The sequence below is a fragment of the Qipengyuania pacifica genome (genome assembly GCF_019857205.1).
Classification (GTDB): Bacteria; Pseudomonadota; Alphaproteobacteria; order Sphingomonadales; family Sphingomonadaceae; genus Qipengyuania; species Qipengyuania pacifica.
Map to the genome: position 1 here is coordinate 226,630 of NZ_JAHWXO010000005.1, position 16,343 is coordinate 242,972.

The following is a 16,343-nucleotide window of genomic DNA, read 5'->3' on the forward strand; positions in this document are numbered from 1 at the left end:
AAACTTGCGTAACCGCCTGATGTCGCTGGCTCTGCTGACGACGATTCATATCGCAACACCTCTGGGTGCGCAGAACAAGGTGACTGCGCGGATTCCCGATGTGCAGGATGCGCCGATCGCCTATCTGCTCGATACGTCCAGCGGACAGGTGCTGTACGAACGCGACATTGACCGCCGCTTCATGCCCGCGTCCATCACCAAGGTGATGACCACGTTCCTGGCGTTCGAATGGATGGAAGAGGGCCGTCTGTTCCCTCAGCAAGTCTATGGTGTTCGACCGGACACGTTCCGCAAATGGAACCGCAAGGGTTCGACCATGTTTCTCCCCGCCGACGCTCGCGTGACGGTCGACGATCTCTTGCATGGCATCACCACCGTTTCAGCCAATGACGGAGCCGTCGTGCTGGCAGAAGGTGCGGCCGGATCGGTCGAGGACTGGGTCGCCGCGATGAATTCGAGGGCTCATGCGATCGGAATGTCGAATAGCCATTTCGGGACGCCCAATGGCTGGATGGACGGCGGAAAGACCTTCGTGACCGCCCGCGATCTCGGCACGCTGGCGCAAGCCATGGTCACGCGGCATCCCTCCAAATATCGGCATTTCGTGGGCGCGACGGGTCTGAAATACAACGGCATCGAACAGCGCAATCACGACCCCATATCCGGTGTCGTTGAGGGCGCCGATGGTATCAAGACCGGCTTTACCAATCAGGCAGGCTACGGCTTTCTCGGCTCGGCGAAGCGGAACGGTCAGAGGCTTGTGATGGTCGTCGCAGCGAGTCCGACCGGCAGGGGCCGGAACAAGGCGGCGCGTGAATTCATCGAATGGGGTTTTCGCAATTTCGAAAGCCGCGTCCTGTTCGGAGAAGGGGAGCGCGTGGCCAGCGCGCAGGTACAGGACGGCGGAGTATCCGAAGTCAGGCTGATCGCCCCGCGCGGCGTGCGGATATCCATTCCCCGTGGCAGCAATCCGGACGTTTCCCTGTCCTTGCGATACGAAGGGCCATTGCAAGCGCCGGTTGCCAAGGGGGAGGAGGTGGCCGAACTGGTCGTCTCCATCGCCGGCATGCCCCAGCACCGCGTGCCTCTGGTAGCAGGAGAGGAGGTCATCGAAGCGACTGCGCTCCAGCGTGTGTTCAATGCCTTCAAGGGTTGGGCAACGTGACCCGTGGCCGCTTCATCGCCTTCGAAGGCGGCGAGGGGATGGGCAAGTCGACCCAAGCCCGATTGCTCTCGGATTGGCTGCAGCGGGATGGAATCAAGGTTGAATTGACGCGCGAACCCGGCGGCACTCCAGGTGCCGAAGCTATCCGCAATCTGCTGTTGTCACCTCCGGGGGAGGGGTGGACGCCCGAGGCCGAAGCGCTGCTGTTTGCTGCCGCCCGCGCCGATCACGTCGCGCGCAGGATCCGGCCGGCACTCGAGGCGGGATCCTGGGTTGTGTGTGATCGCTTTATCGATTCGAGCCGTGCCTATCAGGCGATCGCGGGCGGATTGGGCGACGATAGAGTCAGCCAGCTTCACCGGATCGGTAGCGCCGGGCTGCTTCCCGATCTGACGCTCCTGATCGATGCGCCGAATGATGCGGTCGCCGCGCGCCTGGCCAAGCGTGATGGCGACACGAGCGACGCCATTGGCGGGCGAGCCGCAGATTACCACGCGGCGGTGAACGCGGCGTTTCGCGATTTCGCCAATACCGAACCGGACCGGTTTGCCGTCATCGATGGTTCCGGATCGATCGAAGAGGTTCATCAGCAGGTTGTCGCTGCCATTTCGCAGCGGTTCGAGGTTACGGCATGACCCTGCTCGGCCATGAAGCAGCTTGGCGCGAATGGCACAAGGCCATGGCCGGGGACAGAATGCATCATGCATGGCTGCTCGCCGGTCGGCGCGGCGTCGGCAAGGCCACATTCGCGCTTGCCGCTGCTCGCGAACTGGTCGGGGCCGATGGACAGGCAGACCAGCATCCCGATATTCACGTCCTCTCCTTCGCGCCGAAGGACGACAAGGAAGAGCGTAAACGCGCCGAAGGAAAGTCCTTCGAACTGGCTCGCTCAATTCGGATTTCCCAAGTCCGCGCCATGCAAAGTCGGCTGAGCACGCGGCCGACCATGGGCGAAAAGCGGGCGATCATTATCGACCCGGCGGACGATCTCGAGAGAAACGCAGCGAACGCTCTGCTGAAGAGCCTCGAGGAGCCGCCCGTTGGCACGTACTTCCTGCTGGTTGCGCATAGTCCTGCCCGGCTACTGCCCACGATCCGTTCGCGCTGCCGCGTCCTTCGCTTCCCGACCGTCAGCGATAACGAGATGAACCGACTGCTGATAGAGTTGTCCCCGGGCGCCGATGATGCCACCCGGTCTGCGGCGATTGCCGCGGCAGCAGGATCGCCCGGGGCCGCTCTCGAATTCGTCGATATGGAACTCGGCAAAGTCGCCCAGGAAATGCGCGCTATTCTTGATCGGGGTGACCCCGATTTTCGAATGCGCGGGACACTGGCAGGCCTGATCGGCGGACGCCCCGATCGCAATCGCATCCGCGCCGTGCTGGAACTTGCGAGATCGGTGGTGGGTCAGAGGCTTGAGAACAATCTGTCCGACCCGCGCCGGATAATCGACACGCACAGTGAGCTGGTCCGCCTCACCGGCGAACAACCGACCTATAATTTCGACGCCGGATTGCTCGCAATGGAAATCGGTACCTTGCTCGCCAACGCTGCCACCGCTAGCGAGCGAGCCGATGGCTGAACCGTATTACCTTACCACCGCAATCCACTATCCCAATGGCAAGCCGCATATCGGCCATGCTTATGAGACGATTGCAGCAGATGTTGTCGCCCGTTTCCAACGTTTGCGCGGACGCGACGTTCGTTTTCAAACCGGAACAGACGAGCACGGCCTCAAAATGGCGCAGAAAGCTCGCGATCTGGGCCAGAGTCCGCGTGAGCTAGCTGATGAAATGTCCGGGTATTTCAAGGAATTGTTCGATGTTCTGAACATATCCTATGACCGGTTCATTCGAACGACCGATGACGATCATCATCGCGCCAGCCGAGCAATCTGGCGGGCGATGGAAGCCAAAGGCGATCTTTACCTCGATCGCTACGAAGGCTGGTATTCCGTACGTGACGAGGCTTACTACGACGAAAAGGAACTCGTCGAAGGGGAGGGGGGCGAAAAGCTATCCCCGCAGGGAACACCTGTCGAATGGACGGAGGAAGAGACATGGTTCTTCCGTTTGTCGAGATATGCCGAACCGCTTCTGGACGTGCTGAACGCACCAGGCTTCATCGAGCCGGCGAGTCGCCGTAACGAAATGGTCGCCTTCGTCGAGCGCGGATTGCAGGATTTGTCCGTCAGCCGAACCAGCTTCGATTGGGGTGTGAAGGTTCCCGATAATGACGGCCACGTGATGTACGTCTGGGTGGATGCTCTGACGAACTACATCACCGGCCTCGGTTATCCGGATGGTGGCGAATTATGGGACAAGTTCTGGCCTGCCGATCTGCACTTGATCGGCAAGGACATCGTTCGTTTCCACGCGATCTACTGGCCAGCTTTCCTGATGAGCGCGGATCTGCCGCTGCCGAAGAAGGTGTTCGGCCATGGCTTCCTGCTCAACCGGGGTGTGAAGGAATCGAAGTCGCTCGGGAATGTCACCGACCCGATGGAACTTGCCGAAACATTCGGCGTCGATGCGCTGCGCTACTTCCTTTTGGCAGAGGTAACCTTCGGCCAGGACGGCAGCTATTCGGCAGAAGCTCTTGTAAACAAGGTGAATGCTGAACTCGCCAACAGCTTCGGCAATCTCGCACAGCGTACATTGTCGATGATCGCCAAGAATATGGATGGGAAGCTGGAGCAGTTCGAAACGCAGCCCGCCGATGATGAGCTTCTGGCAAAGGTCACTGAAGCGTGCGCAACCGAACTGCCGCGAGAATTCGAGAAGCTGAACTTCTCCGTTGGGATCGAAGCATGGCTCAGGGCCGTTTATGCCTGCAATGCCTATGTCGATGAACAGGCGCCCTGGGCGCTCAAGAAAACTGACCCCGAGCGGATGAAGGCGGTACTGCAGACCTTGTTTATTGCTATCCGCGATCTCGCTATTGCGATCCAACCGGTTGTACCGGAAAAAGCAGCTGCGGTGCTTGATCAGCTCGGCATTTCAACCGATCGCCGTAGTTACGCCGATCTTTCGGACCAGAGCTGGTTTGGCGAATTGGTAACCGCCGATCATGCAATCGACAAACCTACCCCTATCTTTCCGCGCCTGGAACTTCCCACCGAAGAGGCTGCGTGATGCTGGTCGATAGCCATTGTCACCTGGAATATGAGGGGCTGGTCGACGAACAGGAAGCCGTGCTCGATCGTGCGCGCGGTGTAGGGGTTGAGGCCTTTCTCAATATTTCGACGAAACAAGCCGAATGGGCGCAGGTCGTGGGCACGGCGCAGAAAACGGCGGATGTTTACGCCAGTGTCGGCATTCACCCGCATCATGCGGATGAGCATTCAGAGCTCGAAAGGGCTGACCTCCTGGCTGCGGCGAAGGGTGGGAAGGTCATCGGCATCGGTGAAACCGGTCTCGACTATTACTATGATCATTCCGACCGCGAGGCGCAGAAGCACCTGTTTCGCCTTCACATCGATGTCGCGAGAGAGCTGCAGCTTCCTGTAATCATTCACACGCGTGATGCAGAGGATGACACTCTTGCCATCCTCAAGGATGAAATGGGGAAGGGGGCCTTTCCAGCCCTCATTCACTGCTTCACTGCATCGGCCGACTTTGGTCAGCAGGTACTCGATCTTGGGCTGTCCATTTCCATATCGGGCATCGTTACGTTCAAGAATGCTCGCGACCTGCAGGAATTTGCCAAAGCCATTCCTCAAGACCGTCTACTGGTCGAAACCGACAGCCCGTTCCTTGCTCCGGTTCCTCACCGTGGCAAGACATGTGAACCCGGTTTCGTGCATGATACGGCAACATTCCTGGCGGACCTTCGCGGCGAAAGTCTCGACAGCCTGGCTGAATACACGACCCGGAATTTTTATGCGCTCTTCAGCAAGGCGGTACCGTGAAGCTCCTTATGCTCGGTTCGGGTACCTCCACGGGGGTGCCCCGTATCGGTAACGACTGGGGCGAATGCGATCCGAACGAACCGCGCAATCGCCGTACCCGCGTGTCGATCATCGTTGAGAATGATGCTGGACAGCGGATCCTCGTCGACACATCGACGGATCTGCGGGCTCAACTACTGGCAAATGACATCGAAAAGGTGGACGCCGTCTTCTGGACGCATGATCACGCCGATCATTGCCACGGAATCGATGATCTTCGCGTCATGCGTTACGATCGAAGCAATCCCTTACCAGGCTTCGCCAACACAGGAACGTGCGAGCGGCTGCGTCGGCGGTTCGACTATATATTCGAAGGCCAGTTCGGATATCCCACACTGATTGGTCTGAAGAATGTCAAGGATGCCCAGTTGGTTGCGGGATTTTCCTTTCAGTTCGTCGAGATGCCGCACGGGCCGGTAACAAGCACCGGATTTCGCTTTGAGGCAGATGGCAAATCTCTCGTCTATGCGACGGATTTCAGCGAAATCACCCCGCAAATGATCAAGTGCTTCAAAGGACCTGATCTTCTCGTCGTAGACTGCCTGCGCCGCCGTCCTCATCCAACGCATGCGCATCTCGAGATGGCAATCGATCTCGCGCGCAAGATCAAGGCTCGGAAGACCGTCCTCACTCATATGGACAAGAGCATGGACTATCGAACGCTGTGCGATGAAGTGCCCAAAGACGTCGTGGTCGGCTTCGATGGATTGGGCCTCGAAGTATGAACGAGTATCAGATCGTGTCGCTGATTTCGTTGACTGGCTTTCTGATACTGGTCGCATGGTCATTTCGCTCGCGCGACGTGAACTGGAAGAAAGGGCTTTATATGGCCGGTGCATGGGCGGGTATATTCGCCATCGTCATTTTATTCGTCGACATCGTACGCTAACTCGACCCACACTCAATTTAACATAATATATATTATCAATCTTGGATTTCTGTCGGTCCGTCCAGGATTGGACGCCCCCGCGCAAACACCTCCCAAGCAAAATTCTGAAAAACGATCGTTTCATTCAGTCGCCGCGGAACTGCGCTGGATCGATCCCGAGTTTGTTCGCCTTGTAATAAAACGTCTTGCGCGGAATGCCGAGGCGCTCGATCGTCTTGGCGACGCTGCCACCTGACGCGGCCAGCGTGGCGATGATCTGGTTGCGCTCGAAAGCCTCGAGCCGCTCCGGCAATGTTTGCGTTTGCTCTCCAACGCCAAAACTTGTTTCCAGCCCAAGGATCATGCGTTCGGCCAGATTTTCGAGCTCGCGGACGTTGCCGGGCCATCGATGGCCCGCCGCCCAATCCAACGTGGACCGATCGGGCTGGATCGGATCACGCCCATGTTTTTGGGCCGCATCTCCCAGAAAATGGGTAAGCAGCAACGGAATGTCTTCTCGACGCTCGCGCAACGGCGGCAGAGTTACGCGCATGCTGGATACGCGATAAAGCAAGGCGGGATCGATCTTGGCGAGATCGTCACGGTGAGCCACCGTTGTGATTACCCGGCAGGCCACGCTGAGCGCCTGATCCCGATCGAGAGTGCCGAGTTGGCGCGTCTCCGCAAATTCCGCGAGGCGAGACTGCAGCAGCGGCCCGGCACGATGCAGGTCATCGATGAAAAGCGTGCCGCCTTGCGCATCGGCGATGGGGCCATCGGGCGCAAACAACCGATCCTGCGCCATCGCTTCCGTTATACCTGCACAGGGCAGCACAACGAACCGCCGCGAATTTCGGGAATCATGGTGCAGCACACGCGCCGCAAGTTCCTTTCCCGTTCCGCTTTCCCCTTCGATCAGCAGATCGATCGGCGTCGGGGCCAGCGCCGCCAGCGTCTGGCGCACTTGTTCGATAGCGGCAGAATGCCCGATGATCGGGGATGTCCGCGCCCCCTTCCCCGCCATGGCCTTTAGCTGGCGGTTTTCCATGACCAGCCGCCGCTTGTCCGCCGCGCGCGATACGGCCCCTTCAAGCTCGTGCGGGTCGAAGGGTTTGGTCAGGAAATCCCAAGCCCCTGATTTCAGGGCGTCCACCGCCATCGCAACATCGCCATGACCGGTCAGCAGGATCACCGGGAGTTCGGGATCCATGTCGTACACTGCCTCTAGCAGCTCGATCCCGTCCACTCCCGGCATGCGGATGTCACTGACGATTGGTCCGGCGAATTCGCGACTTAGTGCCCGCAACGCTTCGGCGCCGTCGCGCGCCTCGCTGACCTCATATCCGGCGAGTGTCAGCATCTGGCTTAATGATGCGCGCAGATCCGCATCATCGTCGACGACCATCACCGGTCCGAGAGACGTCACGGCACTTCTCCTGCCGGGCGCAAGGTAAGCTCGAACGCCGCGCCCTTCCCGCCGTTGGCGACATGACGAAGATCTCCGCCCATATCTCGCGCGATGTCACGGGCGATCACCAAGCCAAGCCCCAGCCCGCCCTCACGCTCGGTGGAAAACGGAGTGAACAGTCGCGCAATCATCGCTTTCGATAGACCGGGACCATTGTCGGCAACGTTCAAGACAATCATTCCGTTTTCTTTTCGTACACTTATCGTGACCTTTGCATCCGGCACATCAACCAGCGCCTCGGCCGAATTCTGCAGCAGATTGACTAGGATTTGCTCCAGTTGAACCCGGCCGGCGCGGACTGTCAGTGTCTCCATTTCGGGTGCGAGATGGAGCTCGATCGGCCGCAACCGCTCTTTGAGAATGAGTTGCGCCCCCGCCATGGCATCGCTCAGTCGGACATCTTCAAGCTTGTCGGTCCGTTTTCGGGAGAAATTGCGAAGCTCTGCTGTGATCTTTCCGATCCTGTCTGCCAGACGTGAAATGGCGACGAAGTTCTCGGATACGCCTGCGCTGTCTCCCCTTTCGGACAGGGTAACGCCATTGGCAGCATAGGTCCGGATCGCGGCGACCGGCTGCGCGGTTTCATGGGCGACCCCGGCCGTCACCTGTCCCAGCGTGGCGAGGCGGTTTGCCTGACGCAGGCCCTCCCGCAGGGCGGCGGCACGTTCCTCGCTTGCTGCCCGTTCGTCCATTTCAAGCCGGAGAGCGCGAGTGCGGGCCTCCACTTCGGATTCGAGTTCCGCCGTGCGTGCTATCCGCGCGCGCTCCATGTCGACCCGTCGGCGGCGACGCGCGAGAACGATCCACGTCAGCGCAAGCACGGCCAGCGCCGCCAGCGCGCCGGCGAGGCGGGCAATCGGCACCACTCCCCCAAGCGCCACTGCGCGCGGTTCTGCATGAACGAGCTTCCAGCCTTCAACGGCGATCGGGACGGCAGCGGCGATTTGCGCGCCGCCCAGTAGCGCCGAGAGATCGCCCTCTTCACTACCCGCGTCGCTGGTGCGGAAACGCAGGGCAGGATCGCTGGTGATCAGGACAGTCCCGTTCTTCCCCTCGACCATGGTGGCCCCTCCCCCACGACCCCATTGGGCTTCCAGCTCATCGAATTCGAGTTTGACGACGACCACGCCGCCGTTGGCAGTTCCGCGGGAGAGGAACAGTCCGGGCCTGCCGCTTACTGTTCCCCGGGCATAATCGATACCGGTGCCGCCGCGGCGCGCCTCGCGATAATATTCGCGAAAGGCGAAATTCTGGCCAAGAAAGCTCATCGGTGTGTTCGCGTTGCTGGCGCTGATCGTATCCCCATTGGGTGCCAGCAGGAAAATGGCCGCTGCCCCGGTCGCATCGGCGAGTTGGGCAAACTGTGCATCGAGCGTCTCGCGTGCGCCTGGCGCATCATCCACGGATCGCAACACGTCGACATCGTTCGCCAGCAGCGTCGGCAGAAGCCGGTATCGCGCAACTTCGCTTTCCAGCAGCGAGGCGCGCAGTTGCGCTTCGGTTGCCATACGTGATGCGGCCGCATCCTGCGTGAATTGCGCGGCGGCCAGTCCGGCAAGCCATCCCGCCGCAGTAACGCTTACAACGACCGCAACTATCCAGCGCCAGGCATATCTGAGGGGCGAATCACGTTCGAACACTATGTGCACATTTCTGCACATACCGAGGTATGTCTGTCTATAGTTCGGCACATAAAAACTGGAGGCGTAAAGCAAATCACTGATATTCCGCCACTTTACCCAAGATGGAATTCCTCTTCGCCACGCCACGAAATCGGTCATTCTCCTCCTTCAAGGTCGGCAGGGCGCACGAATGCTCCGCCGATGGGGGATCCCGCAGAAAGCGGGACCTGCGAGAGAGAGAGGACATCATCATGGCACAAGACTTGCCGATCATCGATCGACCCATCGCACCGCCGCTCGCGCAAGCGACGTGTGGGTCAACGCCCGCCGGCCAGTTTTTCGCAGCTCGATAAGAAGCGCGGATCATGCAATCGATCATGCTCGCCCTGGCCTTTGCAGGAGCTGCCCAGCCCAATCTGCCCGCCGCTAGCAGTGACGATGAAAGCGCCCAGGCGCCCGTCGCCTCGCAGGCCGCGGGCGATGTAGGCCAAGACCGGGACGAGACACCCGTAACCGATCCCTACCCACGCGAAGCAATTGGCGAAGGTCAGGTTGTGGGTCGCCTCGCCTCGACCCGCTGGACCGAGGATTGGCGCGCCATGGCCGACCAGACAAAGCGCGACGATTTCCTGGATCGGCTTAAATTCCTGCCTCTTTCGGACGACGGCGAAGTCTATCTGACCCTCTCGGGCGAAATTCGCGTCCGCAGTGATTTTCTCACCAACACCGGCCTGGTCGATCGCCCTACCGAACGGCGTGACCGGCTCCGGGTGATCGGCGGCGCGGACTTGCATTTAGGGCCGAATGTCCGGCTCTTCGCCGAGATCGCCCATGGGGGGCTCGACGGTCGCAATCTCACAACCCAGCAGACCAACTTCAAGAACGACCTCGTCGTCCAGCAAGCCTTTGCGGAAGTCAGCGGTGATATTGCAGGGCTCGAGGCTGGTGCGCGCTACGGCCGCCAGGAATTCCTCGATGGGTCCGCGTTGTTGATCGGGTCACGCGATTTCAACACTATCCGCTTCGTCGTCAACGGCCTGCGGACATGGGTTCGCGGCTCTCGCGTTCGCGCAGGACTGTTCGATTTCGAGTTCACCGAACTTGGCGCGGGTGGCACTAGTGACGATCGCAGCGACGACGATACCCGCTTCAGCGGTGTAAATCTCGGTTTTGTCTTGCCGACCGATATGTTCGGGGGATCGAAATTGTACTTCGATCCCTTCATCTGGCGGTTGAGGCAGAACGATCTCACGTGGGGGCCACAAATTGCCGATGATCGGCGCCTGTATACGGGCGCACGTCTTTGGGGCAGCGCTGGTCCGATCACGGTGGATTGGAACGCGAACTACCAGTCCGGATCATTTGGCGATCGCGACATTTCCGCCTGGCAGGTATTCCTGTCGCAGACCTATCGTCTGGGCGAAGACCGCACCGCGCCTTCGGTCGGTCTGCGCTTCGATTATGGCAGCGGGGGCAACGGCACCAGCGGTACGGGCACATTGCGCACCGCCACCACGCCCTATGGCATCAATGCGCCGTTCGGCTATCAGATCACTATGACGCCGACCAATTTGCTGGCGGTCACGCCCGGTTTCAATTTCCAGGCCTTCAAGAACTTTTCGGTCAATCTCGAATACCAGCTCAGCTATCGTCCGGAAGAAACCGACGCGGTCTATCGCCCCATCAACCGTCCTTACGTAGGCACCGATCAGGTGTCCGGGCATAAGGTGGCCGACATGATCCGCATGCAGACGCGGTGGAATATCACGCCGCGCCTCTTCATGGGTACACGCACCGAATACACCATCGCGCGAAACGTCCTGACCCGCGCGGGCTATGCCGACAGCTTTTTTGCGACAGCGTGGCTGAGCTACCGCTTCTGATTTTGTTCCACCATAAGGGCCGCCAAGGTCACAGGGGAGAGACATGAATACTGAAACCGGCGTAACTGCGCAGACTGGCCCATCGGCCACCAGCTCCGAGGGACCCGATGCGCATTCCGCTCCGCCCACCCGCGGGCAGATGTGGCGCCATCTTGGGCCTGGCATCGTGGTCGCCGCGACCGGTGTCGGTGCAGGCGACCTGGTCGCCACCCTGATTGCCGGTTCCCGCTTTGGCTATGCTCTGCTGTGGGCGGCGGTCGTCGGCTGCATCGTCAAGATCGCTCTTTCCGAAGGGTCGGCGCGCTATCACCTTGCCACTGGGTCCACGATCCTGGCGGGCTGGCGCTCCCTGGGCAAATGGACGAGCTGGTATTTCGGTGTTTACGTCATCATCTGGGGCTTCATCTACGGGGCCACCGCCATGAGCGCGACCGCCCTTCCTCTGACAGCCCTGTTCCCGGAACTGCCCCTGCGGGCCTGGGCGATCATCGCCGGTATCTTCGGCTTCGTCTTCGTGTGGTTCAACAGGTACGAAACCTTCGAAATCGTCATGAAGATACTGGTTGGCCTCATGTTCATCATCATGGTCGGCCTCGCTTTCCTGGTGGCGCCCAGCCTTCCCGACATGGCACGCGGAATGACGTTCGAACTTCCCGAAGGATCGCTATTCTATACGCTTGGCCTGATCGGCGGCGTGGGTGGGACCATCACCACCGCGGCCTATGGATACTGGACGCAGGCCAAGGGCTGGCGCGGCATGCCGTGGTTCCCGATGATGCGGGTGGATAATGCGCTGGCCTATATCGTTACCGGCATTTTCGTCATCGCCATGCTGATCGTGGGCGCGGAACTGCTTTATTCTGCAGGTATTGCGCTTGAAGACAGCGACAAGGGGCTGCTGGGTCTGTCCGGGGTGCTCGAAGAACGCTTCGGCGCGACCATCGCGACCTTGTTCCTGGTCGGCTTTGCGGCGACTTCCCTCTCATCGCTCTTGGGTGTTTGGCAGGGCATGAGCCTGTTCTTCTCCGACTGGTGGTACCAGTTGCGCGGCGCCAGCGAAGGCGGCCATGAAGGCAGCGGCGCCTACAAGTTCTATCTCGCCTGGCTGACATTCCCGCCTATGATCCTGCTGTTTGCAGACCGGCCGTTCCTGTTGGTCATCATCTACGGGGCGTTCGGCGCGCTGTTCATGCCGTTCCTTGCCGTTACGTTGCTGATGCTCAACAATTCCGAACGGGTGCCAGCCCATGCCCGAAACGGTGTGGTCGCGAACTTGACGCTCGCGGGCTCTGCAATCCTGTTCGTGGTGCTTGCCGTCCAGCAGGTCGCGCGCCTGCTCAGTTAACAGGCTACGACAGATGCCCGGCGACGCTTCTGTGCAAGCGTGAAGCCTGTCGCCGGGTATCAATTTTCTACAATTCTAAAGCGGATCGGTGTGGATGTGCAGTTCGCCTTCAAGTGTGCGGTGAACCGGGCACTTGTCCGCCATTTCCAGAATTCGCGCTTTCTGGTCGTCGTCCAGTTCATCGCCGTGGATCGAGATCCGGCGATTGAGCGCCTGGATTTTGGTTCCGTCTTCCATCGCCTTGGCATGCACGCATTCGTGATTATTCTCATGCGTCACCTGCACAGTCACTCCGTCTAGCGGCCAGCCTTTCCGGTCCGCGTACATTTTCATCGTCATGGCCGTGCAGGTCCCCAGCGCCGCGGTCAAAAGATCGTAGGGCGTGGGACCGCTATCGTCACCGCCATAGTCTGTCGGCTCGTCGGCCACGAAGCGGTGGGTGGCCGTGTGCACTTCTGTTCCGAATTTGCCATGGCCCGTCTTAACGACCACGCCTTCCTCCGGCATCGGCCAATCGTCCCTTACAGGGATATAGCGGCTCGCCCATGCGGCGATGACATCGGCTGCGAACGCGGCGTCCTTGTCGTCCAGCAGGAGGTGATCGGCGTGATCCAGGCTGACGAAGCTCTTCGGATGTCTCGCGGCACTAAACAGGGCGGTGGCGTTCTCTATCCCCACCAACTCGTCGGTGGGTGAATGGAGGAACAGCAGGGGCCGCTTCAACTTGCTGACCTGGGAAAGCAGATCGACATCCTCTACCCGCTCGATAAATTCGCGGCTGAGTGTGAAGGAATGCCCGCCGATTGTGACCGGGCCCTCCCCCTCCTTTCGTATGGCGTCGATATCGCCGTCGATGCGCTGAAGGACATGCGGCACGTCGCTGGGCGCGCTGATGGTGGCGATGGCAGCGATTCTGTCGAAACCGATATCATCTGCCGCCGCCAGAACCGCTGCGCCGCCCAGACTGTGTCCCACAAGCAGGATCGGCTGTGCGAAGCGCTCGAGCAAATGCTCTGCCGCAGCAACCAGGTCTGCGATATCCGTGGCGAAGCCCGCATGCCCGAAATCCCCCTCGCTGCCACCAAGCCCGGTAAAGTCGAACCGCAGGCAGGCGATGCCCTGCTGCGCCAGGGCACGGGAAACATGTACCGCCGCCCTGCTCTGCCGCGTGCAGGTAAAGCAATGCGCGAACAGCGCGGCACCACGCACCAGACCCGTCGGTAATTCGAGCGAACCCTCCAGATTATGGCCCGCGTTGGTCGCAATGGTGATGGTTTCGGTCGGCATGGGGTCTCCTCGCGGCGTGACGGATAATCTGATCTTCGATAGTAGGGACGAAGGCTCTGCAAAGATACCGCTGGGGTGGCACCCTCTTTCGCCGTCGTCACGCGACAGGACATTTTCCTACAAAGGGGAATTCGTGCATGTCGGCGCATCGACCGGCAGTTTGCATGGTTGCTGCCGGCGAAAACTAAGGTGACAATGAGTTTGATCAATTGCCCCATATCTATCTGTATTTGCGTCGTAATAGAAGGATATGGAGTTTTTAATCCACCCCCGGTCGCTGTCACGCTTGGGTTCGAGATGCCCCTTGCCCTTCACTTCTGCGGCCCCTAACGCTTACGTAAAGTTGCAAGGGAAAACCGATGACCGAACCGAGCCGTTTCGAAGGTACGAAGTCCTATATCGCCACCGAAGATCTCAAGGTGGCGGTCAACGCCGCGGTGACGCTGCGCCGCCCGCTTCTGGTCAAGGGCGAACCGGGTACCGGCAAGACGGTCCTTGCGCATGAGATCGCAAAGGCCATCGATGCGCCCCTGATCGAATGGAACGTGAAATCGACCACCAAGGCGCAGCAGGGCCTGTATGAATATGACGCCGTTGCCCGTCTGCGCGATGGCCAGCTCGGTGACGAGCGCGTTCACGACATCGCCAACTACATCAAGAAGGGAAAGCTGTGGGAAGCCTTCACCTCACCGCAGTTGCCCGTCCTGCTGATCGACGAAATCGACAAGGCCGATATCGAATTTCCGAACGATCTTCTGCAGGAACTCGATCGCATGAGCTTCGACGTGTACGAAACGCACGAGCGGATCGAAGCGAAAGAACGTCCGATCGTGGTGATTACCTCGAACAATGAAAAGGAACTGCCCGACGCATTCCTGCGCCGCTGCTTCTTTCATTACATCAAGTTCCCCGATCACGACACGATGCGCGACATCATCGAAGTCCACTTTCCGGGAATTCAGAAATCTCTCGTCACCAAGGCGATGGAGATTTTCTACGAAATCCGTGACGTGCCCGGCCTGAAGAAGAAGCCCTCGACCAGCGAATTGATCGACTGGCTCAAGCTGCTCCTCAACGAAGATATGCCGCTGGACGTGCTACAGGATGCCAATCCCAACGCCGCGATCCCGCCGCTGCACGGCGCCCTGCTCAAGAACGAACAGGACGTTATGATGTTCGAACGCCTCGCCTTCATGGCCCGGCGCCAGCAATAATTCCGTGTGCGATGGGGCTGACGTTTGCAGTCCCGTCGCCCTTCCCGACCGACGGTTTTACCGGAAGCTGTAAGCCAGCTCGAAATCGCCCCAGCGCCGTCCGCCGATGTGAAGCGGCACATAAACGTTGCGCACGACCATGTAGTTCTTGCCGTCGCCTTCCTGGCGGTAGACCGCCATCGTGTATGGATCGGTTGTCGCCTTGGCGACGTGGTCGATCCCTTCCAGAATAATGCGGCCATTGCGGCAGTATTTCGTGTCATGGGCCAGATCGCCAGTCGGCTGACGCGAATGCGCGGTGACGTGGGTCGGAAGGAATCCGCTCATGTCTGCCTGCGAACACATGATGACGGCCCCGCCTTCGCCGCTCACGCGATCATTCAGTGGACGCCAATTGGCATCGGCCCATTCGCTCAACGCCGTGCGGTATAGTGGCGGATTGGTACCGGGGACCTGGCGATAGTTCCGATCGAACAGCTGATCCACCGACAGTTCGCCCGCGGCGATTGCTTGCTCGGCAAGTGCGACGATCTCCTGCGCATGCCCCTGCGCCTTCTCGACCATGGAACTGTCCTGCGGCGACAGACCAGCTTTGACCAGTTTGTCGAACATGTCGCTCGCGATCAGTTCAAGCTCTTCCATGCGCCCATGCGCCGTCGCGAGCTTGCTTTCGTTTTCGCTGACGGCACCGTCGAAATCACCGAGCACGTCCTGAACCCGGTGAACGTGATCGGAAATCGTGGCTGTGTTGCGGGCAATCTGGTCTTGTTGTCCGTCGACCTCGAGCAGCAGTTCGGTGACGCTGCGCATCGTGTCTTCGATCGCACCGACAGAGTTCTTGGCCTGCGTGCTGGCGGCGGCACCGCTTTGGATCTTTTCGATGACCTGTTCCGCCTCGCCGCCCAGCATATCGACGGTCCGGCTGATTTCCTCAGTCGCCTTGCGCGTTTCGCTGGCGAGCGCTTTTACCTCGTTGGCGACAACGGCGAAGGTGCGTCCCTGTTCACCGGCCCGCATGGCCTCGATCGTGGCATTGAGCGCGAGAATATTAGTCGTTTCGGCAATCTGGTCGATTTCCTGGCTCGATCGCCGCACTTGGTCCATTGCCGCAGCAAAGCCGGTAACGTGCTCCGTCAGTGTTTCAACCAGGCTCAGGAGATTGCCGATCTCGTTGAGCGAGCTGCTGATAAGCGTCGTGCCATCGTTTAGGCGTTCGATGGCGCGTTCGGAAAGCAAACGCGCTTCGTCGCTCGCCTCCAGGACTTTACTCTGGTCCTCGTCGAGGGCGCGTACGGTACCCTGCAACTCGACATATTCGCTACGCAGGTGGCCAAAGGAATCGATCACGCCCTGAACGATACCGGCGACGTCGGAACAGCCCACGGTGACCTTCCCGCACGCTTCGGGTATCCTGTCGAGAGCCGATGCGCCCCGGGCATCGATCGCGCTAAGTTCCATGGCTGTTGTGACCCCTTTGTCCCTGTTTGCGAACCTCCTAACGAAGGGTGGTTAGCGGACGGTTAAATGGCCTCCGCGACGAGT

14 protein-coding genes are annotated in these 16,343 nt (G+C 59.8%); 10 read left to right on the top strand and 4 right to left on the bottom strand.

All coding sequences use genetic code 11. The features are described 5' to 3' along the window. The first annotated feature begins 4 nt into the window (after positions 1-4). From KYK83_RS10260 to KYK83_RS10290, 7 genes are read left to right on the top strand one after another with little or no spacing between them, the layout of a single operon-like run. Positions 5-1,165: a D-alanyl-D-alanine carboxypeptidase family protein gene (locus KYK83_RS10260; protein ID WP_248284382.1), complete on the top strand. Its 1,161-nt coding sequence runs from the start codon at positions 5-7 to the stop codon at positions 1,163-1,165. After that, positions 1,162-1,800 carry a dTMP kinase gene (gene tmk, locus KYK83_RS10265; RefSeq protein ID WP_222828154.1) on the top strand — a complete coding sequence of 213 codons (639 nt, stop codon included), beginning with the start codon at positions 1,162-1,164 and terminating at the stop codon, positions 1,798-1,800. Before KYK83_RS10260 ends, tmk begins: the two co-directional genes overlap by 4 nt. Continuing rightward, positions 1,797-2,747: an AAA family ATPase gene (locus KYK83_RS10270; protein ID WP_222828155.1), complete on the top strand. Its 951-nt coding sequence runs from the start codon at positions 1,797-1,799 to the stop codon at positions 2,745-2,747. Before tmk ends, KYK83_RS10270 begins: the two co-directional genes overlap by 4 nt. Next, entirely contained in the window at positions 2,740-4,299 is a 1,560-nt protein-coding gene (gene metG, locus KYK83_RS10275; RefSeq protein WP_222828160.1) for a methionine--tRNA ligase, read from the top strand. Before KYK83_RS10270 ends, metG begins: the two co-directional genes overlap by 8 nt. Continuing rightward, positions 4,299-5,075: a TatD family hydrolase gene (locus KYK83_RS10280; RefSeq protein WP_222828230.1), complete on the top strand. Its 777-nt coding sequence runs from the start codon at positions 4,299-4,301 to the stop codon at positions 5,073-5,075. The genes metG and KYK83_RS10280 overlap by 1 nt, the downstream gene beginning before the upstream one ends. Then, a complete protein-coding gene (locus KYK83_RS10285) occupies positions 5,072-5,839 on the top strand; it encodes an MBL fold metallo-hydrolase (RefSeq protein ID WP_196846169.1) in 768 nt (255 codons plus the stop codon). Before KYK83_RS10280 ends, KYK83_RS10285 begins: the two co-directional genes overlap by 4 nt. Beyond that, positions 5,836-6,003 carry a hypothetical protein gene (locus KYK83_RS10290; RefSeq protein WP_222828161.1) on the top strand — a complete coding sequence of 56 codons (168 nt, stop codon included), beginning with the start codon at positions 5,836-5,838 and terminating at the stop codon, positions 6,001-6,003. Before KYK83_RS10285 ends, KYK83_RS10290 begins: the two co-directional genes overlap by 4 nt. Before the next feature lie 124 nt (positions 6,004-6,127). On the opposite strand, the gene KYK83_RS10295 is transcribed toward KYK83_RS10290, so the two are convergent. After that, on the bottom strand, positions 6,128-7,408 hold the full coding sequence (locus tag KYK83_RS10295; protein WP_346729455.1) for a sigma-54-dependent transcriptional regulator: 1,281 nt from the start codon (positions 7,406-7,408) through the stop codon (positions 6,128-6,130). Beyond that, positions 7,405-9,090 (bottom strand): sensor histidine kinase, encoded by a 1,686-nt coding sequence (locus tag KYK83_RS10300; RefSeq protein WP_346729456.1) that lies wholly within the window; start codon positions 9,088-9,090, stop codon positions 7,405-7,407. The genes KYK83_RS10295 and KYK83_RS10300 overlap by 4 nt, the downstream gene beginning before the upstream one ends. Positions 9,091-9,437: 347 nt before the next feature. Between KYK83_RS10300 and KYK83_RS10305 the strand changes: the two genes are divergently transcribed. Together KYK83_RS10305 and KYK83_RS10310 are read left to right on the top strand one after the other, a co-directional pair. Beyond that, positions 9,438-10,955, top strand: coding sequence for an alginate export family protein (locus KYK83_RS10305; protein ID WP_222828165.1), 1,518 nt, complete (start codon positions 9,438-9,440; stop codon positions 10,953-10,955). Between the two features lie 43 nt (positions 10,956-10,998). After that, the gene (locus KYK83_RS10310) at positions 10,999-12,300 is read left to right on the top strand and encodes an Nramp family divalent metal transporter (protein WP_196846172.1); all 1,302 of its coding nucleotides are present in this window, start codon (positions 10,999-11,001) and stop codon (positions 12,298-12,300) included. Between the two features lie 75 nt (positions 12,301-12,375). On the opposite strand, the gene KYK83_RS10315 is transcribed toward KYK83_RS10310, so the two are convergent. Next, positions 12,376-13,587 (bottom strand): bifunctional alpha/beta hydrolase/OsmC family protein, encoded by a 1,212-nt coding sequence (locus KYK83_RS10315; protein WP_222828167.1) that lies wholly within the window; start codon positions 13,585-13,587, stop codon positions 12,376-12,378. A gap of 359 nt (positions 13,588-13,946) precedes the next feature. Here KYK83_RS10315 and KYK83_RS10320 point away from each other — a divergent pair, with 359 nt between their 5' ends. Beyond that, positions 13,947-14,801 (top strand): AAA family ATPase, encoded by an 855-nt coding sequence (locus KYK83_RS10320; protein WP_103024984.1) that lies wholly within the window; start codon positions 13,947-13,949, stop codon positions 14,799-14,801. A 57-nt stretch (positions 14,802-14,858) separates the two neighbouring features. Here KYK83_RS10320 and KYK83_RS10325 read toward each other — a convergent pair whose 3' ends face one another. After that, positions 14,859-16,259: a methyl-accepting chemotaxis protein gene (locus KYK83_RS10325; RefSeq protein WP_222828168.1), complete on the bottom strand. Its 1,401-nt coding sequence runs from the start codon at positions 16,257-16,259 to the stop codon at positions 14,859-14,861. Between the last annotated feature and the right edge of the window lie 84 nt (positions 16,260-16,343).